Annotated in this window: 22 protein-coding genes and 3 tRNA genes; 8 read left to right on the forward strand and 17 right to left on the reverse strand. The window is 34.8% G+C overall.

Going from position 1 to position 25,711, the window contains the following annotated elements:
* Window positions 1–53: 53 nt before the first annotated feature.
* The 15 genes from ftsH to htrA form a co-directional block, all read right to left on the reverse strand.
* Entirely contained in the window at window positions 54–2,012 is a 1,959-nt protein-coding gene (ftsH, locus tag MK480_RS01780) for an ATP-dependent zinc metalloprotease FtsH (RefSeq protein ID WP_000744566.1), read from the reverse strand.
* 15 nt (window positions 2,013–2,027) lie between these two features.
* A complete protein-coding gene (gene hpt / locus MK480_RS01785; RefSeq protein ID WP_261011442.1) occupies window positions 2,028–2,570 on the reverse strand; it encodes a hypoxanthine phosphoribosyltransferase in 543 nt (180 codons plus the stop codon).
* Between the two features lie 4 nt (window positions 2,571–2,574).
* Window positions 2,575–3,852 carry a tRNA lysidine(34) synthetase TilS gene (gene tilS, locus MK480_RS01790; protein WP_268707116.1) on the reverse strand — a complete coding sequence of 426 codons (1,278 nt, stop codon included), beginning with the start codon at window positions 3,850–3,852 and terminating at the stop codon, window positions 2,575–2,577.
* On the reverse strand, window positions 3,849–5,117 hold the full coding sequence (locus MK480_RS01795) for a serine hydrolase (RefSeq protein WP_268707117.1): 1,269 nt from the start codon (window positions 5,115–5,117) through the stop codon (window positions 3,849–3,851). The genes tilS and MK480_RS01795 overlap by 4 nt, the downstream gene beginning before the upstream one ends.
* Window positions 5,110–5,232 (reverse strand): SP_0009 family protein, encoded by a 123-nt coding sequence (locus MK480_RS01800; RefSeq protein ID WP_000429339.1) that lies wholly within the window; start codon window positions 5,230–5,232, stop codon window positions 5,110–5,112. Before MK480_RS01800 ends, MK480_RS01795 begins: the two co-directional genes overlap by 8 nt.
* 4 nt (window positions 5,233–5,236) lie before the next feature.
* Window positions 5,237–5,605, reverse strand: coding sequence for a septum formation initiator family protein (locus tag MK480_RS01805; protein WP_049515632.1), 369 nt, complete (start codon window positions 5,603–5,605; stop codon window positions 5,237–5,239).
* Window positions 5,598–5,864: an RNA-binding S4 domain-containing protein gene (locus MK480_RS01810; RefSeq protein ID WP_001234978.1), complete on the reverse strand. Its 267-nt coding sequence runs from the start codon at window positions 5,862–5,864 to the stop codon at window positions 5,598–5,600. The genes MK480_RS01805 and MK480_RS01810 overlap by 8 nt, the downstream gene beginning before the upstream one ends.
* Before the next feature lie 57 nt (window positions 5,865–5,921).
* Window positions 5,922–9,425, reverse strand: coding sequence for a transcription-repair coupling factor (gene mfd / locus MK480_RS01815; protein ID WP_268707118.1), 3,504 nt, complete (start codon window positions 9,423–9,425; stop codon window positions 5,922–5,924).
* Window positions 9,426–9,995 carry an aminoacyl-tRNA hydrolase gene (gene pth / locus MK480_RS01820; protein WP_000163938.1) on the reverse strand — a complete coding sequence of 190 codons (570 nt, stop codon included), beginning with the start codon at window positions 9,993–9,995 and terminating at the stop codon, window positions 9,426–9,428.
* Window positions 9,996–10,067: 72 nt separating this feature from the next.
* Complete coding sequence (gene ychF, locus MK480_RS01825) at window positions 10,068–11,183, reverse strand: redox-regulated ATPase YchF (RefSeq protein ID WP_001218721.1); 1,116 nt, start codon at window positions 11,181–11,183, stop codon at window positions 10,068–10,070.
* 84 nt (window positions 11,184–11,267) lie between these two features.
* Window positions 11,268–11,462, reverse strand: coding sequence for a DUF951 domain-containing protein (locus MK480_RS01830; protein WP_000285186.1), 195 nt, complete (start codon window positions 11,460–11,462; stop codon window positions 11,268–11,270).
* Between the two features lie 64 nt (window positions 11,463–11,526).
* Entirely contained in the window at window positions 11,527–12,663 is a 1,137-nt protein-coding gene (dnaN, locus tag MK480_RS01835; RefSeq protein WP_084926253.1) for a DNA polymerase III subunit beta, read from the reverse strand.
* Window positions 12,664–12,821: 158 nt separating this feature from the next.
* Entirely contained in the window at window positions 12,822–14,183 is a 1,362-nt protein-coding gene (dnaA, locus tag MK480_RS01840) for a chromosomal replication initiator protein DnaA (RefSeq protein WP_084887647.1), read from the reverse strand.
* 212 nt (window positions 14,184–14,395) lie between these two features.
* Complete coding sequence (locus MK480_RS01845; protein WP_084887650.1) at window positions 14,396–15,154, reverse strand: ParB/RepB/Spo0J family partition protein; 759 nt, start codon at window positions 15,152–15,154, stop codon at window positions 14,396–14,398.
* 57 nt (window positions 15,155–15,211) lie between these two features.
* Window positions 15,212–16,393: a serine protease HtrA gene (htrA, locus tag MK480_RS01850; protein WP_261011446.1), complete on the reverse strand. Its 1,182-nt coding sequence runs from the start codon at window positions 16,391–16,393 to the stop codon at window positions 15,212–15,214.
* Window positions 16,394–16,576: 183 nt separating this feature from the next.
* On the opposite strand from htrA, the gene rlmH reads away from it, so the two are divergent.
* The 7 genes from rlmH (at window position 16,577) to MK480_RS01885 (ending at window position 19,761) form a co-directional block, all read left to right on the forward strand.
* On the forward strand, window positions 16,577–17,056 hold the full coding sequence (gene rlmH, locus MK480_RS01855) for a 23S rRNA (pseudouridine(1915)-N(3))-methyltransferase RlmH (RefSeq protein ID WP_000695928.1): 480 nt from the start codon (window positions 16,577–16,579) through the stop codon (window positions 17,054–17,056).
* 43 nt (window positions 17,057–17,099) lie between these two features.
* Window positions 17,100–17,173 (forward strand) — tRNA-Arg (locus tag MK480_RS01860).
* Between the two features lie 165 nt (window positions 17,174–17,338).
* Complete coding sequence (gene comC / locus MK480_RS01865; protein ID WP_000799685.1) at window positions 17,339–17,464, forward strand: competence-stimulating peptide ComC; 126 nt, start codon at window positions 17,339–17,341, stop codon at window positions 17,462–17,464.
* Between the two features lie 20 nt (window positions 17,465–17,484).
* Window positions 17,485–18,810 carry a competence system sensor histidine kinase ComD gene (gene comD / locus MK480_RS01870; protein WP_001048129.1) on the forward strand — a complete coding sequence of 442 codons (1,326 nt, stop codon included), beginning with the start codon at window positions 17,485–17,487 and terminating at the stop codon, window positions 18,808–18,810.
* On the forward strand, window positions 18,807–19,559 hold the full coding sequence (gene comE / locus MK480_RS01875) for a competence system response regulator transcription factor ComE (RefSeq protein ID WP_000866074.1): 753 nt from the start codon (window positions 18,807–18,809) through the stop codon (window positions 19,557–19,559). The genes comD and comE overlap by 4 nt, the downstream gene beginning before the upstream one ends.
* A gap of 51 nt (window positions 19,560–19,610) precedes the next feature.
* A tRNA-Glu gene (locus tag MK480_RS01880) sits at window positions 19,611–19,682 on the forward strand.
* 5 nt (window positions 19,683–19,687) lie between these two features.
* A tRNA-Asn gene (locus MK480_RS01885) sits at window positions 19,688–19,761 on the forward strand.
* Window positions 19,762–19,801: 40 nt separating this feature from the next.
* Here the strand turns inward: MK480_RS01885 and MK480_RS01890 are convergent.
* A complete protein-coding gene (locus MK480_RS01890) occupies window positions 19,802–20,344 on the reverse strand; it encodes a TetR/AcrR family transcriptional regulator (RefSeq protein ID WP_001158275.1) in 543 nt (180 codons plus the stop codon).
* A gap of 126 nt (window positions 20,345–20,470) precedes the next feature.
* On the opposite strand from MK480_RS01890, the gene MK480_RS01895 reads away from it, so the two are divergent.
* Window positions 20,471–23,113, forward strand: a complete 2,643-nt coding sequence (locus MK480_RS01895) for a YhgE/Pip domain-containing protein (protein ID WP_153198932.1) — start codon at window positions 20,471–20,473, stop codon at window positions 23,111–23,113.
* Window positions 23,114–23,143: 30 nt separating this feature from the next.
* On the opposite strand, the gene MK480_RS01900 is transcribed toward MK480_RS01895, so the two are convergent.
* Window positions 23,144–25,687 (reverse strand): YfhO family protein, encoded by a 2,544-nt coding sequence (locus MK480_RS01900; RefSeq protein ID WP_153198933.1) that lies wholly within the window; start codon window positions 25,685–25,687, stop codon window positions 23,144–23,146.
* Between the last annotated feature and the right edge of the window lie 24 nt (window positions 25,688–25,711).

The following is a 25,711-nucleotide window of genomic DNA, read 5'->3' on the forward strand; positions in this document are numbered from 1 at the left end:
TCCCTACACCGTCTAAACTGCACAAAAAAAGAGAGGTCTTGCCTCTCTTTGGGTTATTTCTCATCATTCATTTTTGACTTTACTTCATCATAGGATAGTGCATGTGATTCCTCTTCTACTGTTTCAGGCATCTTTCCTGTTTCGTAAAGAGATTTAATTTGCGTACTATCCAATGTTTCGTATTTCAATAATGCTTCTGCAATCAACTTGTGAGTTTCACGATTTGACTGAATAATTTCAGCAGCTTTATTTCGTGCTTCATTTAATAATGAACGAACTTCTTCGTCAATTTCATAAGCTGTTTGTTCTGAAATTGATTTTTGAGGACTCTGTGCACCAAACATAGCATGATTTCCTTCATATTGTACTGGGCCAAGTTTTTCACTCATACCGTACTCTGTAACCATTGCACGCGCCATTTGTGTCGCTTGTTCAAAATCGTTTGAAGCTCCTGTAGTTTGGACATTAAAGATAATTTCTTCAGCTACACGTCCACCCATTAAGCCAGCCAATTGCTCTTTCATATCTTCTTTGGAAAGAAGCATTTGGTCTTCCTTAGGAAGTGCAATCATATATCCGCCGGCACGTCCACGTGGTACGATAGTAACTTTATGAACAACACGAGCATTCGACAAGACTAAACCAACAATGGTATGTCCAGCCTCATGGTAGGCAACCAATTCACGTTCTTTTTGTGAAACTGTCTTATCTTTCTTAGAAGGACCAGCAATAACTCTATCTTCTGCTTCATCAATATCTGAAGCATCAATTATCGATTTATTGCGACGAGCAGCAACTAGAGCCGCCTCATTCAATACATTCTCTAAATCAGCACCAACAAAACCTGGAGTTTGTTGAGCCACTAATTTCAAATCAACATCTTCTGCTAAAGGCTTGTTCTTAGCATGAACTTTCAAGATTGCTTCGCGACCTTTAACATCAGGACGGCCAACCAATACTTTTCTATCAAAACGTCCTGGACGCAAAAGGGCAGGGTCTAGTACATCTGAACGGTTTGTCGCAGCAATGACGATAATCCCTTCATTCCCCTCAAAACCATCCATCTCAATCAAGAGTTGATTCAAGGTTTGTTCACGTTCATCATTTCCTCCGCCAAGACCAACTCCACGTTGACGTCCAACAGCATCAATTTCATCGATAAAGATAATAGCTGGTGCTGCTTTTTTGGCATCTTCAAAAAGAGAACGAACACGACTAGCTCCAACTCCGACAAACATTTCTACAAAGTCAGAACCTGAAATACTAAAGAATGGAACACCTGCTTCTCCAGCGACTGCCTTAGCAAGCAAAGTTTTACCTGTTCCCGGAGGTCCCTCCAAAAGAACACCTGCTGGAATACGGGCTCCAAGTTTTGTAAATCGTTTTGGATCTTTTAAAAATTCAACAACTTCAACTAGTTCTTGTTTTTCTTCCTCAGCTCCAGCAACATCTGAAAATCTTACTTTAATATCTTCTTTATTTGCAGCTTTAGCCTTACTACGTCCAAAACTCATCGGGTTACGGCTATTATTTCCTCCCATATTTCCCATCATAGAGAATAGGAAGAAGAATAGAATACCGAATGGCACAATGGATACAAGAATATTAATCCACATACCACTTGAACTTTCATGCTTAACAGTTACTTCTGCCTTATGGTCAGAAGCAAGTTTTTGCAATTCTGATACTGTAGTATCTGAAGGAAGAATAATACTTGAAAATTTCTCTACTGTTGTAGCAGAAGGAGAAAAGAACTGGATACCTGTTTCTTCTTTACTTGTTTTAGGATTTTTATAAACACCTGAAACTTCGATAACACTGCCATTTGGTTGGTAAGTCAATTCTTTTACATTGTCATCGGTAATTTCTTTTACCAATTCTGTATAATTAATTTGCTCACTTTTCCCTGCAACACTACCTGTACTGAAATACTGGTAAGCTGTAACTAGGAAAAAAATAAGTAATAACCATAGAAAAGGATTTTTAATTAAACCATTATTTTGTTTTTTCATTAAAAATTGTTCTTTCTAATTTGAATACACTTCTTCTTTCAATACTCCAACATAAGGAAGGTTACGATAGTTTTCTCTATAGTCTAAACCATAACCTACTACAAACTCATTTGGGATAGTAAAGCAGGTATAGTCTGCCTCAATTTCTACAACACGTCCTTCTGGTTTATCCAACAAGGTTGCAATTTTAACAGAAGCAGCCTCTCTTGCTTTAAACATATCTCTTAAACTCTTCAAAGTTTGACCTGTATCAATGATATCTTCTATAAACAGAACATGTCTTCCTTTGATATCTTGAGTCACATCTTGCTTGATATTAATGACACCACTACTTGCTGTTCCACCATGGTAGCTAGAAACCATCATGAAGTCCATTTCAATATGTGTGTCGATATGTTTAACCAATTCAGCCATAAAAGGGATAGATCCTTTTAAAATCCCAACTAAAATTGGATTTTTTCCTGCATAGTCTTTAGTTAGTTGGGCACCTAATTTTTTAGCAGCTTCTGTAATTTCATCGTGTGAAACGAGAATTTTTTTAATATCGTTTTCTAACATTTTTTTACCTATCTATTTTTTCTATATAAAGTACAGTGTTCATTATATCATTTTTCGTGTTTTTACTCAAATTACTGGTCGCAATTCCCAAAATTGAGACAATTTCACCAAATTGCTCAATAATCAGAGCTGATTTTCGCTTTTCCATAGGGATTTTCAAATCAATAAATAGACGTCTGAGTTTTTTTCTATGCCCATTTTGAATCAAAAAATCTCCTGTTTTTCGATGACGAATGTGTATTGATGTTTCCCGTGAAACAGGTATTTGTTGAATTGATTCACCTTCTAATGGAATTCCAAAGGAAAATAAATAACCTTGGTAAGATACCTGATTTTGATAGTGTAACACAAGTTCATCTTCCTTTTCATCAGACTGAGGACTGATTTTACAAATCCGAAACTGTTGATACTCTTTTACTAATTCATAACCATTTTTAAGCGGATGACGATACTGGCTTTTAGTTTTTAAAATTTGTCTAACTTCTTCAAACTGAGCTTTTGTAAGATTCAAATCTGGAAAACGATTCAGATAAGTTTGAAGTAAAACTCTTTGTGTCGACTCAGAGTAAGACAATAGCTGATCTAAATTTTCTACATCAATATTCTTTGATAATTCAGCTATAGCTAAGTCATAATCTAAAATTTCATTGCCGATGCTTAAGATTGCATTTCTAAATCGAGGATTTTCTTTTTCTAATTCTGGTAAGTATGAGTTTCGAATACGATTGCGAAAATAATGATTTTCCTGATTTGATATATCTTCAAAGTGAAAAATTGGAGGAAAGTCTTTTTTCTGAAAATGCAAGAAGGGCCGAATGATTTCTATCTCTCCGACTACTTGCTTCTCCTTAATTCCTGATAGATAGCGCAAGCGAGTCCCTCGAATCAAGCGCATCAAAATTGTTTCCACCTGGTCATCCGCATGGTGGGCAGTGACTAAGGCTGTCGCACCTGTCTTTTTCATGACCTCTTGAAAAAAATCATAGCGAAAATTTCGTGCACGCGCTTCTGAAAATTCTCCTGAAAAATTGCTGATATAAATAGGAAGCTCTGCTTCAGCAGCCAACTTCCTTAATTCCTGTTCTTCCCAATCTGATTCTACTCTCTGCTTATGATTCACATGAGCTAGAATCAATTCAATTTCTAACTCTTTTTTATAGGTAGACAATACCTTAAATAGAAACATAGAATCTAATCCACCAGAAAGAGCTAGCACCACCTTAGCATGCTTTTTGAAATATCCCTTCTTGAGAAAATGATTTAAAAAATCTTGTTCCCTCATTTTAGAACCTCATAAACATCCTTGGCTATCTTAGAAATCGTATCATAATCAGAATTTTTAGTGAAAATAGAAAGAATAAATGGAGAATCTGCATAGACAACACCAGTATCATGCTTAAATTCATCCGCATCTCCAATTTTATGAGCTACTTTAACAGAAACACCTTTGGCAATTCTCTCATTATCAAAATCTGTTTTAGTCAAAGACTCTAGCACAAATCCATTTTGATTATAAATAGCTTCCATGGCCTTCCCAGCCATCTTAGAAGAAATCAATTTTTCTTTTGAATCCCAATCATCTCCCATAATAGCAGACATCTTGGATTTAAATGTGGCATCAGATTGGTTTGAAATGTAATATCCCAATAGATTATGAGCTACATTGTCCGATTCTTTAGATACTTTCGTTATTAAGTCCTTGAGAGAATACTCTTTATTATCCTCTTTTTTAGGGAGGCTACCACTTCCCTCTGGTTTATAAGAACCTGGAAAATCATTGACTGCAGATACGTATTTTACAGTCGTGTCTAACTGATAAATCCCCTCATTTATTTTTTCTTGCGTATAATAAAGATAAGGGAGTTTCAAAACACTAGCTGCATACATCTTTTCATCTTGATTGATACCAGCTTCTTTTCCAGTAGTTAGTTGCTTAACATAAATAGAGAATGAATCTTTCTGATATTTTTCAGATAACATTTCTTGGACTTTACTTATCCGATTATCTTCTTCAGAAGTTGATTCCTTATCTACCCATCCAGCCTGATCAATATGTAGAAATTCTCTTCCTTCTACAAACATGGTCTTGTCGATCGATACTTGCGAATAAGCTGATAAGGATGATTTCACTTCTTTTAAGTCATAAGGGCTATTATACAGTTTAAAATCAGATTCTAACCATACTTTTTTGATTGTAGGAGTTACCTCTGACTGATCATATAAAAATCGTTTGTCTGCAGCAATAAATTGATGATTTGATAGCTTAAATACCGGAATTCCTTGTTTATTTAAGCGCCACTCGGTTATTTGAAAACTTGTTTGGGGAGTTAATTTTCCAGATTTCACTACTAAATCTTCATTCGCATAAACAGGAACCTCTCCATAAACCATGGGAGAACTTAATTTTTCTCTAAAATAAATACCAAAGTTAGATTGTGAAAGGTAATAAATTTCTTTCGAAGTATAGACTACTTCTTTTTCTGTGCTAACGACTTTTGAAATGGTCAAAAAACTCGGTAACAACAAAATAATTAAGAATTTACGCATTCTTCCTTTCCTTTTCTTCTTGTAAACGCAATAATTGATTTTTATCAGCCAACTCTTCCAGCTTTTCTTCCGATAGACTCAAAAATTGCTCTATTACATCTAATAAATTTTCCATTTTATCACCTTGGGAGCAAGTCAGGAATCGTATAAACAGCTTCCCGATTCTTAGAATAATAATATTTTGCACGCATGTATTTAGCAGCATAATCTTCATCTTTCAACTTTGTGGCAAAAGCTGTCTCTTTCTCCTTTTCCTCACTCAAGGTTTGATACTGAGTTTGCAATTCTGATAACTGTTGACGTCTTTGGAGTAATTGATGATAGCTTTGAGCAAGATTATAAGTTGGTAAAATGAACAATAAAATCATCAAAATAAGAACCCAACCCATGAAACGATTACGTTTTTGTCGTTCTTTCATCAGATAGCGACGACGTTGGTGTTCATTTTGAATAAAAGAATTATTCAATTGTACGATATTTTTAGACATTTTCTTCTACCCGTGTTTCACTGATAATTTCATACATTCCTGCTGCATCTTCTTTTTTTGTACTATCCTTCATCTCTAGTACTTTTACAAGTAGCAACTTATTGCCAAAGCGAATTTCAACTTGGTCATTAACTTTCAAATCCGTTGAACTTTTGGCCAAGATTCCATTTACCTTGATTCTGCCTTTATCTGCTACTTCTTTTGCGACTGTACGACGCTTGATAATTCGTGATACTTTTAAATATTTGTCTAATCTCATTTTTATTACCTCAAATTATTATTGTATCATTTTTATCTACTTTATAGAAGAAAAATGTTAAAGGGAATTGCCTTCTTTCGATACTTTTATCTCTAATAAACTTTCTCCAAAAATGAGCAGACCTTCTAAAATTTCATAGTCCTTCTTATTTTGGACATCAAATACAACTTCCATTAATCCCTTATTCTCAGTTATGGCTGCTTTTAAATTCGTTGCGGATAAAGATTTAAAATAATCTTGAGCCAAAAACAATCGCTGAGTAATTTTTTCAAATTGAACTGTAATCTTATTTTCTTTTCGTTCCACACGTTGAACAAAGACCTTATCAAGATAAGACTTAACCAAACCAATCTCTAAAAGATAGGCTACCACGTCTGGGTACTCTCCAAAGCGGTCCATCAACTCTTCTTGTAATTCTTCGTAGTTGACACGGTTGTCAATTTGACGAATTTTCTTGTAAATTTCAATCTTATGTCGTTGATCAGAAATATAGGTATCAGGAAGATAGGCATCAATTTGTAAAATCAACTCAGCATTCCCTTTGGTTCTTGTGTTCCCATTACCATGTCGTTTAGCAATAGCTTCCTCCAATAACTGCGAATACAATTCAAAACCAACAGAATCAATGAAACCAGACTGGGATTTTCCTAAAAGATTTCCTGCTCCACGAATCGAAAGATCTCGCATTGCAATCTTAAATCCAGAGCCCAATTCTGTAAATCCTTTAATCGCTTCTAATCTCTTCTCGGAGACTTCACTGATTGATTTTTCTGGACGATACATGAGATAGGCATAAGCAATACGATTACTACGACCGACTCTTCCTCTTAACTGATACAAGGTTGACAAGCCCATATGGTCCGCATTTTCAATAAATAAAGTATTGGCATTTGGAATGTCCACCCCTGTCTCAATAATGGTAGTTGTCACCAAAATATCATACTGACCTTCAATGAAATCCAGTAGAGTATTTTCTAACTGAATCTCACTCATTTGCCCATGAACATAACCAATCGAAGCCTCTGGAATCAATTCCTGTAATTCTGAAACCTTCTGATCAATCGTGTCAACTTTATTGTAAAGATAGTAAACTTGACCTCCACGCTCCATTTCACGCAAGACCGCATCACGAATGACACTATCATTCTTTTCCAAAACATAGGTTTGCACTGGATAACGATTAGTCGGCGGAGTTTCAATAACAGACAAATCTCTGATTCCCAGCATAGACATGTGAAGGGTACGAGGAATTGGCGTTGCTGTCAAAGTCAGGACATCTACTTGTTTTTTCAATTCTTTCAAGGTTTCCTTATGCTTGACACCAAATCGCTGTTCCTCATCAATAATCATCAAGCCCAAATCAGCAAATACAACATCTTTTGACAAAACACGATGTGTTCCAATCAAAATATCAACTTGACCGTTTTTCAATTTTTCAAGTGTTTCAGTCTGCTCTTTTTTACTTCTAAAGCGACTCAACACATCAATATTAACTGCAAAATTTTGGAATCGTTCCTTAAAATTGGTATAGTGCTGTTGCGCTAAAACCGTCGTCGGAACTAGAACGACAACCTGTTTGTGATCATTGACTGCCTTAAAGGCTGCACGCATAGCAACTTCAGTCTTTCCAAAACCAACATCCCCAACTAAAAGTCGATCCATTGGTTGAGAAGCCTGCATATCTCTCTTAATTTCCTCAACACTACGAAGTTGATCATCCGTTTCAACATAAGGGAAGGCATCATCAAAAGCATGTTGATCCTCATCATCAGCTGAGAAAGCAAAACCCTTCAACTGGCTGCGTTCAGAATAAAGTTTAATTAAATCGTCAGCTATATCCTCTACCTGGTTCTTAACTTTTTGCTTTGCTTTTTTGAAATGACCATCATTTAATTTATTGAGTTTAGGTGCTTTACCGTCACTTGAAACGTATTTGGAAAGTAGATGAATTTGTTCCACTGGGATAGAGATTTGATCCCCGTTTTGGTATTGAACACTAACATAATCACGGTGAATCCCTTTGATTTCAATTGTTTCAATCCCTAGATATTGACCAATTCCATGGATATGGTGAACAACGTAATCTCCTTTTTCAAGTTCATTGTAATCTTTTAATCTCTCTGCGTTTGAAACATGTTGTCTTCGAAAACGACGTTTTAATTTCTTTTGAAAAATCTCATGTTCAGTTATCAATAAAACCTTTTCATCTACAAAATGAAAACCATGTCTGAGATTACCCTCGATTAAGTTTACAGATTCTTTACAAACACTTGACTTATCTCTGGAATCCAATTTAATCTGGTATTCCTCTAAAACATCCTCCAATGTTTTACTTCCCATTGAGTTGCTAGACTGCAGGATAATAGTATAATCCATTTTTTTGTATCGCTCAATTTCTTCTTTTAGAAAAGAAAATTGATTGAAAAACTCCTGCATAGGATATTGATTAAATTGATAAATTTGGTCAAACTTGAGATTTCCTAACCCCTTTTGCAGATTAGAGAAAAAGGTAACCGGACTCTGTTTTTTATAGATTTGCTCTGTATCAGCAAAATACTGCATCTCAGAAAATGCTTTACTGTTCTGTAATTCTTCTGTAAAGTATTGTGCTAATTCTCTTTCAAAGACTTCATACTGATTCATTAATTTTTGATAATCATCAAAAAACACTGGTGTATCTTTTTCAATATAATCAAATATAGTCCATGTTTTATCGTAACATAAAGATAAAAACTTTCGACTATCTGAATGTACTTGTTTTTGATGAAAACTTGACAAAATCTCTTCCAAGTATGATTTTAAAATTGGTGATAAGGTCTTTGAAATTTGCTTTTCTAAAGCTGACTGCCCTCGTAGATAGTCCTTTTCCCTCAAAAGTATATCACTTGCTGGAAAGATAGTGAGTTCTGTTTGATTTTCTTTTGATAATTGTGTTTCGACTTCAAAAGTCCGAATTCCATCTACTTCATCACCAAAAAACTCGATTCGGAAAGGTTCTAACTGAGACATCTCAAAAATATCTAAAATATCTCCTCGAATACTAAACTCACCTTGAGTTTGTACTTGCGTAACTTTGCGATAACCTATTTCCTTTAACTGATGGATAAACGTGTGTTGATCATATTCTTCACCAACTGTTATTTTTACAATACTATCTTTGAATATATTGGGAGACGGTAAAATCAATCGACTTGCTGCGATATTACAAACTAAAATCCCTTTCTTAGATGAATCAGTCAAAAAACGCAAGGCTTCAACCCGTGAAATGATTTTTTCTTGTGAAGACATCAAAAACTCGACCATAGGGGAGTCATCTACTAAAAATGGATAGACAAGTTCCTCACCCAAGACAGATATAAGATCACTAACAAGTCCTTCTGCTTCTCCATAAGTTGACGTCAATAACACAATCTTATCTTCCTGTCTCAAACTACTAGCAATTGCTAAAGCTTTTGTAGAAGTTGACAAGCCTAACATTAATTGTCTTTTCTTATCTGTCAGATTTCGATGCCATTTTTTTATCTGATTATTTTCTGAGAATAAATCTAATAAGGTTAACATTTATCCGTTATACCTCTGCATTGTTTTCTCAAAATTTTTCTCTTGTAAATAGTAGTTTACAGAATCGTCAACTTTGTCAATAGACTGTAAAATACCAATATAATCATCCTTGTCAAAGGTACTCAAAACATGGTTAACAACTGACATTCCATTTTTAGGTCTTCCGATTCCAATCTTAACACGATTAAAGGTTTGGGTTCCAATATGTTGAATAATAGACTTGATACCATTATGACCACCTGCGGATCCCTTTGCTCTTAAACGAATCTTTCCAACTTCCATGTCAAGATCATCATAAATGATGAGTAAATCTTCAATATCCAAACCATAGTAAGTCAATAAAGCATGAACCGCTTTTCCACTTTCATTCATAAATGTCGTTGGTTTGACAAGATAAATTTTTTCTCCATTTAGGAAAAAGGATGCTAGGTCAGCTTGAAATATCTTATCGTGTGTAAATGTGACATTCTGTTTTTTCGCTAGTTGGTCAATCAACATAAAACCAACATTGTGTTTGGTCTCAAAATATTTATCTCCTGGATTTCCTAATCCTACAAGTAATTTGGTCATTTATTTTTCCTTTCAAAAGCCAAAAGGGTTGGAATTTTTTTTCCAACCTAATTGACACTATTTATTAAATTTTTAGACATTAAAGCGGAATTCCATAATATCGCCATCTTGAACGATATATTCTTTTCCTTCTTCACGCAAGCGTCCAGCTTCTTTTACAGCCTTTTCGGATCCGTATTTCACTAGATCCTCATATGACATGGTTACCGCACGAATAAATCCTTTTTCAAAATCTGAGTGGATAATACCAGCTGCTTGAGGAGCCTTCATACCACGTTTGAAGGTCCAAGCGCGAACTTCTTTTTCGCCAGCTGTGAAGTAAGTTCCCAGTCCAAGCAAGTGGTAAGCTGCACGAGTCAACTTGTCAACGCCTGATTCTGTCAACCCAAGTGCTTCAAGAAACTCTTGCTTGTCTTCTTCGTCTAACTCAGAAATTTCTTCCTCAGCACGCGCAGAAATAACGACTACTTCAGCATTTTCTGTCGCTGCGAATTCACGAATTTGTTTAACATAGTCGATAGAGTCAGGTTCTGAAACCACATCCTCGTCCACATTAGCAACATAGAGCACTGGTTTAGTCGTTAACAGGAAGAGACCTTTGACAACCTTTTGTTCCTCATCTGTAAATTCAATAGTTCGAGCTGATTTTCCATCTTCAAGAACAGGTTTAATCTTTTGAAGAACATTAAATTCTGCTACTGATTCTTTATCTTTTTGCGTACGTGCCATCTTTTCTACACGCATATAGCGCTTATTAACTGATTCTAAGTCAGCAAGAATCAACTCTAGGTTAATAGTATCAATATCTGCCAGTGGATCCACAAAGGCGTCTTCACGTCCTTGCTCGCGCATCACATTTTCATCATCAAAAGCACGAACTACATGAACAATCGCATCTACTTCACGGATATTAGCCAAGAATTTATTCCCTAGCCCTTCTCCTTTTGAAGCTCCTTTTACAATCCCTGCGATATCTGTAAATTCAAATGTTGTTGGAACTGTCTTTTTAGGAGTAATCATTTCAGTTAGTTTTTGTAGGCGTTCATCTGGAACTTCTACCATTCCAACATTTGGATCAATCGTCGCAAATGGGTAATTTGCTGCCTCTGCTCCTGCTTTTGTAATTGCATTAAATAGTGTTGATTTACCAACGTTTGGCAAACCAACGATACCTGCTGTTAAAGCCATATTTTCTCATTCTCCGTTTTCATTTCAATCCCTAATATTATAACACAAAAAGGGAAAACTTGCTAACCCTCTAACTAAGGGTTTTCAGTCAATAATTTTATTCATTTTTCGATCAAAATCATAGCGTCCCATCATGACAACATGGTCACAATTGCTACATTTGATTTTGATATCTGCTCCTACACGTGTAATTTCCCAACGATTAGCTTTTTTTCCTGTTGACTTGATTGTGCAAGCATGTGGTTTTTTCATTTCAACAAAATTTCCAACTTGATACATACTACTCTCCTTTTCTTTTTCGATTATATCATAAAAGAGGCGAGCCAGGCTCAACCTCTTTCACTTAATTTGTACGAACTGGGGTGATAAGTTGCATGAAGTCCTCGTCAGTATCTGCTGGCACAAGAGTAAATGGACGAACAGCTGAGATAAAGCTAATGGTCACCTTTTCGCTATTTAAAGCCTTGAGTGAATCAATCAAGTAAGTTGGGTTGAAACTAATGGTCAAATCTTCACCAGTAACCTGATCAGTATCGATTTCTTCGTTTACTTTACCAACTTCTGGAGAGTGAACATGGGCGCTAACAACCCCATCTTTAATTTCAAGTTTCACAGTACCATTTTGAGTCGCACTTGATAAAAGACGAGCACGCTCCATTGACTGACGTAAGTTTACCACATCAAAAGTAATTGTAGTGTTAAAGTCTGTTGGAATCAAACGATCTGTGTCAGGATAGTTTCCTTCTAGGAGACGAGTATAGAAGCTAATATTTTCGCTTCTAAAGAGGATTTGGTTATTGGCAAAGAAAATCTCTACAGTTTCAATATCATCTGTAAATACTGCTGAAAATTCGCGTAGAGAACGGCTCGGAATTACAACATCAAAATCATCACTATTTTTCTCAAGCGTTAATTTTTTCTGGCTTAGACGATGAGAGTCTGTAGCTACTGTTTTTAGCTCCTTGTGTTGGCTCAATACAAAATGAACACCTGTTAAAATTGGACGACTCTCTTGTGTACTTGCCGCAAAAGCTGTTTCATTGATAATTTTCTTGAGTAATTTTGTTTCAAGAACCAAAGGAGTGCTTGCTGAAATTTCTTGAATTCGTGGATATTGTTCGCTATCTTTTCCTTTTAGGGTAATTTCTGATTTGCCGCTGTTTAAAACAATTTGATTTTGTTCAATTTCTTTAAAATCAAGAGTCACATCAGGTAGACTAGATACCACATTGATGAAGAAAGAAGCTTCAAGAAGGATTGAACCTAGAGAAGTAATTAACAAACCAGCATCTTCATTTTTTTGAGAAATAAAATTTTCAATTGAAATTTGACCATTTGAACCAATTAAAGTAACCCCTTCATTGGTTACGTCAATTTTGACAGTTGATAAAATAGGAATAGCATTTTTAGAACTAATAGCTCTTTTGGTTGTATTTAAGGCTTGTAGAAATAAATTTTTATTAATTGAAAAATGAATCATGGATTCTCCTTTATTTATTTTTAGTATTAGAAGGATAATAGTAATAATAGAGTCTGTGAAATCTGTGGAAAACAGACTTGAAATAAGTCATATCAAGTTTTTTGGCTTGTTTAAAAAATGTGGATAAAAAAGATAAAAAAACGAAAGTTATCCACAAGTTATTTTATTTTCTTTTTGATTGATTCAATTTCTAAACGTAAATTATCGTCTTCATCAATCAAAGATTTAATTTTTGCATGGGCATGAATGACTGTTGTATGATCTTTTCCTCCAAACTCCTTCCCAATTTTTGGAAGACTATTATCTGTTAATTCTCTAGATAAATACATGGCTACTTGACGGGCTAACACAATATTTTGAAGGCGTCTGCTTCCCTTCATTTCTTTGACACTAACACCATAGAAGTTCCCTACTTCAGTTTGGATTTTATCAATTGGAATGACGAGGATTTGGCTAACATCTTGTTTTCGAGCTCTAATAGCTTCTGCAGCGATATCGATACTGATATCCTTAATCTTCTTCACTCTGGCGATTAAAGTGATGTCGTTGATGGCTCCTTCAAGTTCTCGAACGTTTGAATCAAATTGGCCAGCTAGGTATTCTAGGGTATCACTTTGGAAATTGTAGTCCAAATGTTCTGTTTTGCTTTGTAAAATGGCAATACGTGTCTCAAAGTCAGGTGGTGTGATGTTTTGCGTCAACCCCCAGCTAAAGCGCGTGACAAGTCTTTCTTCAAGGCCCTCTAAGTGTTTAGGACTACGATCACTAGTCAGAACGATTTGTTTTTGATTGCTATGAAGAACGTTGAAAGTATTGAAGAATTCTTCTTGAGTTGCAACTTTTTTTCCACTCAGCGATTGGATATCATCAATTAACAAGAGATCAAGGCTACGGTAAGTTTTTTTGAATTTTTCCATTTCACCTAGTCTCAGGTGTTCAAGAAAGTCGTTGATAAAGCTTTCAGCAGGGATGTACTTCACACGCGCATCAGGAATATTTCTCAAAATCTCATTCCCAATTGCATTGAGTAAGTGAGTCTTACCAAGCCCAGGTCCTCCATAGATAAAAAGAGGATTATAGGTTAAGGCCAAATCTTCAGAGACAGCCAAAGCTGCTGATACTGCCCAAACATTTCCATCCCCTTGAATAAAATTATCAAAGGTATACTTTTCTTTTAATCCAGTATCCGAATAAGGAATAGATGCTAACTTTGGACTATAGTCATAAAGAGTTGAATTTGGAGCTTCTTCAACTTGTGAGACAGTAGTATCTTGAGGTTTGATGAAAATATAGTGGGGAGTTATTTCAGCGTCATAAATTTCAAATCCAGCAACTACAATAATATCTTTTAGTTGTTTTTCCCAGACCATTTCCATTTCAGATCGTGGTAAAAATATAGTGGCAACATTTTCCTCTACCTTTATGAGTTCAGCTTGAATAGCATAGAAATCATACATGGATCGAGTCAGTCTTTCTTGAGCAAATTCTAATATACGATTCCAAAATTGTTTTTCTTTCAATCCTTTCTCCTCCTTTACTATTTAAAAGTTTAATGCTAGACTTATTTTACCATAGATAGTAAGAATTTTCCACAAGCTGTGAAAAATAATCCACAATGTTATCAAGTTTTATCCACAGGTTGGGGATAAAATCAGAAATTATTGATTTATTAAGCTTTTTACTGAAAAAAATAGTGGATAACCTTGTGAGATAAAAAAATAAAAGAACAGCCTTATTTCAGGCTGTTGATAATTCTACTGTATTCTTCTTGATTTGAAAAAGAAATAATGATTTTTCCACTGTCTTTTTTAGACAGTTTGATTTCTACATCTAATCCGAGTAGTTTTTTTAACTGTTCTTCTTCATTTTGTATGAAATGATCATTTTTTTGCAGTTTCTTTTGTTTTTTCTCTGTCAGAAGAGCTTCTAATTTTCTTACAGAAATGTCTTCCCCTATGATTCGTTGAAAGAAATAGTCTTGTTGTTCCTTATTCAAGCCAACTAGAGACCGCGCATGAGCTTGTGATAGTTTGCCGTTTTCTACTTCTAAGAGGATCTGTTCTGGCAAGGAAAGCAAACGAATGGAGTTGCTGATATAAGGACGAGACTTCCCCATTTTATCTGCAATTTCAGCATGGGTAAATCCTTTCTCTATGAGAGATTCATAGGCGCGTGCTTCTTCTATTGGATTTAAATTTTCTCTCTGTAAATTTTCAATGATGGACTGGACCATCATCTCTTGGTCTGAAAGCTGTTTAACAACAGCTGGGATAGACGTTAGACCAGCTAAAAGTGAAGCCCGATAGCGTCTCTCTCCTGCAAGGATTTCGTAACCAATTACAGGAGATTGACGAACAATAATCGGTTGAATGACACCATTTTCTTTAATAGACTGTGCTAGTTCATCTAGTTTTTCTCTATCAAATTCTTTTCGGGGTTGATAGGGATTTTTTTGTATATCCGTGATAGAAATCATTTCAAATTTTTCCATGATTCTACACTAACACATCTTTTCTCTTATGTAAAGCTTTCTTTACATAGATGTCAATTAAGATTCTAAATCACCTGAACTCTTGTCAAGTTTAATAGATGTAGTTTCTTCTTTACCGTTACGATAGTAAGTTATCTTAATGGTGTCTCCGATAGAATGATTGTAAAGAGCACTTTGTAAGTCTGTTGATGAAGCAATCTCTTTGTCATCTACTTTTGTAATAACATCGTATTTTTCAAGGTGACCATTGGCAGGCATGTTGCTCTGCACAGAACGAACAACTACACCAGATGTTACACTGCTTGGAATATTTAGTCTTCTAATATCACTTGTATTAATATTTGAGAGATTGACCATTTGGATACCCAAAGCTGGACGAGTCACTTTTCCGTTCTTTTCTAACTGTTCAATAATATTGATAGCATCATTTGCAGGAATTGCGAACCCAAGTCCTTCTACAGACGTTCCTCCATTTGTTGCAATTTTACTTGAGGTAATTCCGATAACTTGCCCTTGAATATTGATAAGTGGTCCACCAGAGTTACCTGGGTTAATAGCAGTATCAGTTTGGATAGCTTTTGTAGAAATGGCTTGTCCATCTTCAGATTTTAAAGACACATTTCGATTGAGACTAGATACGATACCTTGAGTGACAGTATTAGCATATTCAGAACCTAACGGGCTACCGATGGCAATAGCAGTTTCTCCTACGGTTAACTGACTAGAATCACCAAACTCAGCTACTGTTGTCACTTTTTCTGAAGAGATTTTGACGACAGCAATATCAGAGAAAGTATCAGCTCCGACAATTTCTCCAGGTACTTTAGTCCCATCTGACAAACGAATATCTACTTTGCTGGCACCATTTATAACGTGATTGTTGGTGACGATGTAAGCTTCTTTGTCATTCTTTTTATAAATAACCCCAGATCCTTCACTAGAGATTTGCTGAGAATCTGTGTCAGTATCATCATTACCAAATACGCTATTTTGTCTGTTTGCCGAATAAGTAATAACAGAAACAACAGCATCTTTTACTTTGTTAACAGCCTGTGTTGTTGAATTTTCGTTCTTATAGGCAGTCTGTGTAATAGTACTATTGTTGTTGGAGTTACTTACAGTACTTTTCTGAGTTAGTTGGTTTATTGAAAAGCTACCCAAGGCTCCACTAATAAAGCTAATGACGATAACGACTAATAATTGAAACCATTTTTTGTAAAATGTTTTTAGATGTTTCATATTTGCCTCCATATGTTTGAAATTACTGAAAGTATAAACTGACTAGCTTAATTATAACTTAAAAATAAAAGTTTTTCACAGATTGTGGATAACTTTTAAAAATCTGTGGTTTTCTCGGCTAAAATTAACCTTTTATTTTGTGAATAAGATGTGAAAAAATAGAGAATATGTTAGAATAGAGTCATGAAAATTAAAGTTGTAACAGTTGGGAAACTGAAAGAAAAGTATTTGAAAGATGGTATTGCAGAGTATTTAAAACGAATTTCTCGATTTGCTAAGCTTGAAATGATTGAGCTAGCAGATGAAAAAACACCAGATAGGGCCAGTGAATCAGAAAATCAAAAGATTTTAGGAATAGAAGGTCAGAGAATTTTATCAAAAGTTGGTGACCGTGATTTCGTGATTGTGTTGGCTATCGAAGGGAGAACTTTCTCCTCAGAAGAATTTAGTAAGCAGCTAGAAGAAGCTTCTATAAAAGGATTTTCTACTCTTACATTTATTATTGGAGGGAGTCTGGGATTAGCACAGGATGTAAAAAAGAGAGCCAATCTCTCTGTTAGTTTTGGCCGTTTAACCTTGCCCCATCAGTTAATGAGACTAGTCCTTGTTGAACAAATCTATCGGGCTTTTACAATACAGCAGGGCTCGCCCTATCATAAATAGAAAATTGACTTTCAATTGAATTTTTGGTAGAATAGCTATATTAGGTCTCATAGCTCAGCTGGATAGAGCATTCGCCTTCTAAGCGAACGGTCGCAGGTTCGAATCCTGCTGGGATCAATATAGTAGCAAAGCTGGGAATTTTCCCGGCTTTTTTCTTAAAAAAGTACACTTGGGGAGAAAAAAATGACAGTTGAGAGAATTTTATCTAAAACGAAATTCCATTTTGTATAATAGTTTTTGTAAGTTAGCTTACAAGAAAAAAACATTTAAGGAGATTTTATTATGAAAAACACAGTTAAATTGGAACAGTTTGTAGCCTTGAAGGAAAAAGACTTGCAGGAGATTCAAGGTGGGGAAAGTAGACTTCCAAAAATCCGCTTTGATTTTATTTTCCCACGAAAAAAGTAATGAAATAAGGGGAAAGAGTAATGAATTTATTTGGAGTTGGGTTAGTTATTGTTTATTTTTTAATTATTAGTCACAGTTACCGTTTAATTTGTAAAGGTCAAATAAATAGAAAAGAACTATACGTTTTTAGTGCTTATATATTACTAACAGAAATAGTACTTGATTTTCCATCATATCTTCTACATTTAGATGACTTAGGGATTGTAAAATTTTTATTTCCTTTGGTATTATATTCCTATTTTCGATGGATTAAACAGTATGAGAGGGATAGAGGACTATTCCTAAGTTTACTACTATCTCTTTTATATGAGAGCACTCATAACTTTTTGTCCGTAACTTTATCCTCTCTAACAGGAGACAATTTTGTTTTACAATATTATGAACCATTCTTTTTCCTTGTAACGGTGTTGACTTATGTCGTTATCTTAAAAATCATTCATTATTTCCATTTGGATCTAAACTATTTTGATAAAGACTACCTCTATCCTTTCTTGACAAAAGTATTTTTTGCTTTGCTACTGCTCCATATTGTATCTTTCGTTTCAGATATGGTAAGTACGATTAAACATTTGAATAGTTTTGGAAGTATTTTATCATCTATCGTCTTTATTTCTCTCCTTTTAACCTTTTTTGCAATGAATTCACATAAAGATCAAATGGAGAAAGAGATTGCTTTGAAGCAGAAGAAATTTGAACAGAAACATTTACAAAACTACACAGATGAAATTGTCGGTTTGTATAATGAAATTCGTGGTTTTCGACATGATTATGCTGGGATGCTTGTCAGTATGCAGATGGCAATTGACAGTGGTAATTTACAGGAAATTGACAGAGTTTACAACGAAGTTTTGGTTAAAGCCAATCACAAACTGCGCTCAGATAAGTACACTTACTTTGATTTGAACAACATAGAAGATTCAGCTTTACGAAGTTTGGTTGCTCAGTCAATTGTCTATGCTCGAAATAACGGTGTAGAGTTTACACTGGAAGTAAAAGATATAATTACTAGACTACCAATAGACCTTCTGGATTTAGTTCGTATTATGAGTGTTTTATTGAACAATGCTGTCGAAGGATCGGCTGATAGTTATAAAAAGCAGATGGAAGTAGCAGTTATTAAGATGGAAACTGAAACAGTGATTGTGATTCAGAATTCATGTAAAATGACGATGACTCCTTCAGGAGATCTATTTGCTTTAGGATTCTCTACTAAGGGAAGAAATCGCGGAGTAGGATTAAATAATGTGAAAGAACTACTGGATAAGTACAACAACATTATTTTAGAAACAGAGATGGAAGGCAGTACATTTAGACAAATCATTAGATTTAAGAGGGAATTTGAATGAAAGTTTTAATTTTAGAAGATGTTATTGAACATCAAGTGAGACTAGAGAGAATATTGGATGAAATTTCGAAAGAATCGAATATTCCAATATCATACAAGACAACGGGAAAAGTTCGTGAGTTTAAGGAATATATCGAAAATGATGAAGTAAACCAGCTTTATTTTCTAGATATTGATATTCATGGAATTGAGAAAAAGGGATTTGAAGTGGCTCAGCTCATTCGTCATTACAATCCTTACGCTATTATCGTCTTTATCACCAGTCGATCAGAGTTTGCGACTCTAACCTATAAATATCAGGTATCAGCCTTAGATTTTGTTGATAAGGATATCAATGATGAGTTATTTAAGAAGAGAATTGAGCAGAATATCTTCTACACGAAGAGTATGTTACTTGAAAATGAAGATGTGGTAGATTATTTTGACTACAATTACAAGGGAAATGATTTAAAAATCCCTTACCATGATATTTTGTATATTGAAACGACAGGTGTCTCTCATAAATTACGCATTATTGGTAAGAATTTTGCCAAAGAGTTTTACGGTACCATGACAGATATTCAGGAAAAGGACAAACATACTCAGCGATTTTATTCTCCTCACAAGTCATTTTTGGTAAATATAGGGAATATCAGAGAAATTGATCGAAAAAACTTAGAAATTGTTTTCTATGAAGATCATCGTTGTCCTATTTCAAGATTAAAAATTAGAAAATTAAAAGATATTCTAGAGAAAAAATCTCAAAAGTAATTGACAATTAGCAAGAAATTGATATAATGGTTATATCTGCTACAGATAGAAGGTCCGTTGGTCAAGGGGTTAAGACACCGCCTTTTCACGGCGGTAACACGGGTTCGAATCCCGTACGGACTATTTTATCCGCCATAGCTCAGTTGGTAGTAGCGCATGACTGTTAATCATGATGTCGTAGGTTCGAGTCCTACTGGCGGAGTATAGATAAAAGGGAACATAGTGTTGTTCCCTTTTTTGTATCAATTTGTATCACCAAGCATTTTCATAAGGAAGTCTGTTATTTCTTGAGGACTTTCTTTTTTTCCATGTGCAATCCAAGTTTGGCAGACACCAAAAAGTGCGTGAGTTAGATAGATGCTACTGTATTCTAACTCAGTGGTATTGAGATTTAGTTGCATAAAACGCTTTTGTAAATCTGTACTGAGCATGATATGAAGTTTATTTCGTAAGAAATTTTGGATTTCTTTGGTCCCGTTTTCAGAAAGAAGGGCAGCCAGAAGTGGTTCTGACTCTAGATATTCAAATACTTCTAAAATAGCATCTCTTTTGTGATGAGCATGTTTTTGAAAAATATATTCAAATGTATGGAATAGCTTGCTTTGATAATGCTCAATCATATCATACTTATCCTTATAGTGAGTATAGAAGCTGGAACGACTAATTCCAGCTTTTTCTGCTAGCTTGACAGTAGAAATTTGATCAAATGGCTGTTCCATGAGTAATTGTACCATAGCATTTTCAATAGTTCGCTTTGTTTTTAATCGTTTATTACTTTCTTGCATACTTCCTCCTCGTAAACAAATTAGACTATATGTCTAAAAATGGATTTTTTATCTTGTAATTTAGATTTTTTATTGTATAATCTATTATATCAAAATTTTAGACAATATGTTTAAAAAGGAGAAGCTATGTTTAAAGAATGGAAAGCAATTTTAAAAAAACCAACCTTTATTATTGTCATGATAGGGATTTCTCTTATTCCCGCTCTGTACAATATCATATTTTTGTCATCAATGTGGGATCCATATGGGCAATTGTCTGACTTACCTGTGGCAGTTGTCAATAATGATAAAGAAGCCTCCTATAATGGTAATAGTATGTCTATAGGAAAAGACATGGTGTCCAATTTAAAAGAAAATAAAACCTTGGATTTTCATTTTGTCAGTGAAGAAGAAGGTAAGAAGGGTTTAGAAAATGGCGATTACTATATGGTAGTCACTTTGCCAAGTGACTTGTCTGAAAAAGCAGCTTCTATTTTAACGGATCATCCAGAGCAAATGCAAATCGATTATCAGACTTCAAGTGGTCATAGCTTTATTGCAAGTAAGATGAGTGATTCTGCAATGACACAATTAAAGCAGAGTGTTTCTACCAATGTAACCGAGACATATACTAAAGTTTTATTCAACAAAATTGTCGATTTAAAGGATGGTATGAGTCAAGCAGTTTCTGGTAGTGAAAAATTAACTGATGGAGCGAATCAGTTAGTGGCAGGAAGTCAAACATTAACTACTAACCTAAACTCTTTAGCAGATTCAAGTTTAACATTTTCAAATGGAACGGAGCAGTTTACTAAAGGATTATCCTCTTATGTCTCTGGTGTTGAACAACTTCATCTTGGCTTAGGGAATTTTAATAGTGGTTTAGTTACATATACTGGTGCAGTGAGTCAATTAGATAGCGGATTAGGTCAATTATCTTCTAAAAGTCCTGAATTAGTAAGGGGAATCAATCAGTTATATACTGGTGTAGAGTCCTATACTGACGGTGTTTCTAAGCTTAATGCTGGTCTTAATCAATTTTCATCTGGTGTTAGTGCCTACACGAATGGAGTGGGAAGTCTTGCAACAGGTGCTAATCAGTTATCTAATCAATCAGCTACACTTCGAATGGGGGTGGAGCAATTAAGTGAAGGGATTCAACAACTTTCTAGCAAGTTAGATGCTTCGTCTGAGCAAAAAGATCAAATTAATCAATTATCTTCTGGTCTGAATCAGTTAAATCAAGCCATTCAAAATATTGATGTTGGAGATACAAAAAAATTAGATTCTGTTTTATCAAGTATAGTATCTCTTTCTAATCAAATGTTAGCAAGTGCTCAGTCTGATAAAGCGACTACATTAGCCAATATTCAATCGACAGCAGCTTATCAATCTTTGACAAGTGAGCAACAAGCTGAAATAAGTGCTTCTGTATCTCAAAATTCGACTGATAGTATTCAATCAGCACAGTCAATTGTAGCTTTAGCTCAAGGTTTACAGGGAAGTTTGGAAAACTTACAAAATCAGTCTTCTAATCTTTCGACTTTAAAAAATCAAGCTAATCAAGTATTACCGCTTGCTTCTACTTCTTTGACAGGATTATCAAGTGGATTAACAGAAATACAGGGAGCAGTAACGAGTAAATTAGTTCCTGCTAGTCAGTCGATTACATCGGGGGTAAATGCATATACTGTTGGTGTTGATAAAGTTTCTCAAGGCGCAAGTCAACTAAGTGAAAAGAATTCCACCTTGACAGGTAGTTTGGATCAATTAGTTTCAGGCTCAACTACCTTGACACAAAAATCTTCTAACTTGACAACAGGAGTTGGTCAATTAGTTGAAAAAACTCCAGAATTAGTGTCTGGTATTGAAAAATTATCAACTGGCTCTAACCAATTGAATCAAAAGAGTCAAGAATTGATAGCAGGAGTTGATAAATTGCAGTCAGGCTCTAGCCAACTAGCTGACAAATCCAGTCAGTTAATTTCAGGTGCTTCTCAATTAGAAAGTGGAGCTAATAAATTGGCAGATGGGGCTGGGAAACTAGCAGAAGGTGGAACAAAGTTAACTTCTGGCTTGGAAGGTTTACAGACAGGAGTTGCTTCTTTAGGACAAGGATTAAGTAATGCTAGTGATCAACTCAAATCAGCATCTACGGAATCTAAAAATGCAGAGATTTTATCAAATCCTCTCAGTCTTTCTAAAACAGACAATGATCAAGTTCCTGTAAATGGAGTTGCAATGGCTCCTTATATGATATCAGTTGCTCTCTTTGTTGCAGCAATATCAACGAATATGATCTTTGCGAAGTTGCCTTCAGGACGTCATCTGGAGAGCCGCTGGGCTTGGTTGAAATCTCGAGCTGAAATAAATGGTATTATAGCTATTTTAGCAGGAATTTTGGTATATGGAGGAGTTCATCTTATTGGTTTAACTGCTAATCATGAGATGAGAACATTTATTCTCATTATCCTAACAAGTTTAGTATTCATGTCTATGGTGACTGCTTTGACAACATGGAATAGCCGTATAGGAGCTTTCTTCTCTCTTATCTTGCTTTTATTACAGTTGGCATCAAGTGCAGGTACTTACCCACTTGCTTTGACAAATGATTTCTTTAGAGCCATCAATCCTTGGTTACCAATGAGTTATTCAGTTTCGGGATTACGACAAACAATCTCTATGACAGGAAATATTCATCATCAAGTCATTTTCCTTGTTGTGATATTGGCCCTATTTATTGGTTTAGGTATGCTAGCCTATCAACCTAAGAAAATGGAAGAAGATTAAAAAAATCGACCGATTAACTGGTCGATTTTTTTATGCCTTAGATGACTTTCGTCTGTGATTATAGATTCCAAATAGTAAGAGAGAAGTAAAGGAAGAGATTGCTCCAGTAATAAAACCATTAGGAATGAAGGAAAGTGTAATCGTTCCTTTCCCCTTAGGAACGTCAACTTTCATAAATCCAGTTTGAGCTTGTTTAATTTCTATTTTCTTACCATCTTGGTAGGCAGACCAACCTTTGTCATAAGGAATGGTGAAGAAAATAGACGTATCTTGTTGGACATCATATGTAGCAAAAACCTTGTTTTTAGAAGTTGATACCGTTACTGGTTGTTCTTTAATTTTTTGAATTGCCTCAGTTAAAGTTTGGATATCTAAACGGTAGAAAGTAGGAGATTCAAATGATACTTGTGAATTTCCAGGGAAACTAACATGAATATTGAAAGTTTTTTTCTCTTTAGTATATCCTAGATTAAAGAAGGAAAAAACATTATCAGTTGTAAAAATTTTTTTTGCATCATTTACAAGGATGTCAACCTTCTTTTGTTTATCATTAGAAAAGTGAATGTTTGTGAAAGAAAGATAAACTTGGCTGTTTTCTGGAACTTCAATTTGATACTGGATTGCTACATCCTCATTTGAAGAACTTGTGACACTAATCAAATCATTAGTATTTTCTGTTTTTTCATAAGGGATTGGAGAAAAATAATCAAAATTGACGTTAGCAAGTTGATTTAAAAACAAGGCTTGATTATCTAAAGTATGTTCATTGAACTTGACATCATTGTAAACAGATTGACTAGCAAATGCAATCGGAAGAGAGAATTGATTTTCATATAGGGTAAGATTATCTTTTTGATATACATCTTGGAAACCATACTTATCAATGGGGTTTCCCGAGATATTGTACTGGATTCCAAATAAACTATCAGCCAAAATACTATTATTGGCATAACGGAGATTGAGATTTGTCCCAGAGGATTTAAACCCAAGTTTATCTAAAGTAGAGCTTGCTGAACGGTTTCGAACAGATGAAAATTGAGAGATTCCATTGTAGCTGAATTTCATACTGTCATTTCCTGTCTGAGTCTCTAGTTTCTCAGTACGAGTAAATTGATTCCCAATATATGTTGAGAAAGATTCCATAGCTGGGATATCTCGACTATAAGCACTTCGAGAAGCAAAGCCCCATTCTTTAGCAATTCCGTCCATTTGAGATGAAGCATTTAAACTTATTTCAACTATTATCAATAAAGAGATTAGAATGGTAAACAGATTCACAGATATAAACTTTTTGATAACTGCAAGGAGTAAAAGCGAATAGACAACCAAAAATTCAAGAGTAAGCAGAATATTCAAATCTGTTAAAAAAGAATAATGTGATTTTAGATAGATGGTAGCTAAAAATCCTGTTACTATAATAAAAAGCGAAACTAAAAAATTCCAGACTTTGAGTTCTTTCAGACGCTTTAAGACTTCCGCTGCTGTGTAAATTAACAAGGTAGAGAAAATCCAAGCATAGCGATGTAAAAACATGTTTGGAGTATGCATGCCTTGCCAAAATAAATCAAGAACTTCAATATAAAAGCTGGCAATTAGAAATGCAAAGAAAATTGCATAGATAAGTTTCACGTGAAACTTAATAGATTTCAGCGTAAAAAATAAAATGGTCAAAATAAAGGGAAGTAGTCCAACAAAAATCATTGGGATGGCCCCATACTTTGTTGTATCAAAGGAACCGATGAATTGCTTAGCAAATAGATCAAGATACCAGCTACTTTCAGTTTTAAACTTTGTAACTTCAGTCAATTTTTCCCCATGTGTCTGTAAATCAAACAGAGTAGGAAGAGTCAGAATCAAACTAGCCATACCAGCTAAAAAGGAGGTCACAACAAAATCAAGAAAAGATGATTTTCGGGTTTTAAAGTCCCAAGAAATTTGACAGAGATACCAGAAAATAAGAAACAATGCTGTCATATAGCCAAAATAATAGTTTTGGATAAATAAGATTGACAGACTTGTAAAGTACAATAGGAATTTCTTTTCAGTTATCAGTAGATGTAAACCAGTTATAATTAAAGGAATCAAGATAAAAACATCTAGCCAGGTTTTTATCTCTAATTGACTGACAGTGAAACTCATCAGAGCATAGGAAGTAGATAAAGCTAGTTTTAAAGGCTTAGGAATCGATTGAAATAATTTATTTAAACTAAAGTAAGTTGACAGTCCAATCAATCCAAATTTTAAGAGAGTTGTCAGATAGACAGCATCTGGCATATTAGTTAGATCAAAAAAGTAAACTAGTGGTGAAAGGAAACTACCCAAGTAATAACTAGATAGGGCATAGAAATTCAATCCGAGGCCACTTGTAAAGGTGTAGAACAAACTACCATTTCCGTGTAGGATATTTCTTAGAGCTATATCAAAAATAACGTATTGATGAAACCCATCTCCTAATAGTGGAGATGTATCGCTATTCCAGTAGATACCTTGAGATAGATATACTCCTATCATAATAATTATGGGAATGATGGAAGAAACAAAATAGGTCCAATATGTTTTAAAAAATAATTTCATGTTACCTCATAAAATGTTAGAAAA

This window comes from Streptococcus mitis (assembly GCF_026782895.1).
Taxonomy (GTDB): domain Bacteria; phylum Bacillota; class Bacilli; order Lactobacillales; family Streptococcaceae; genus Streptococcus; species Streptococcus mitis_CB.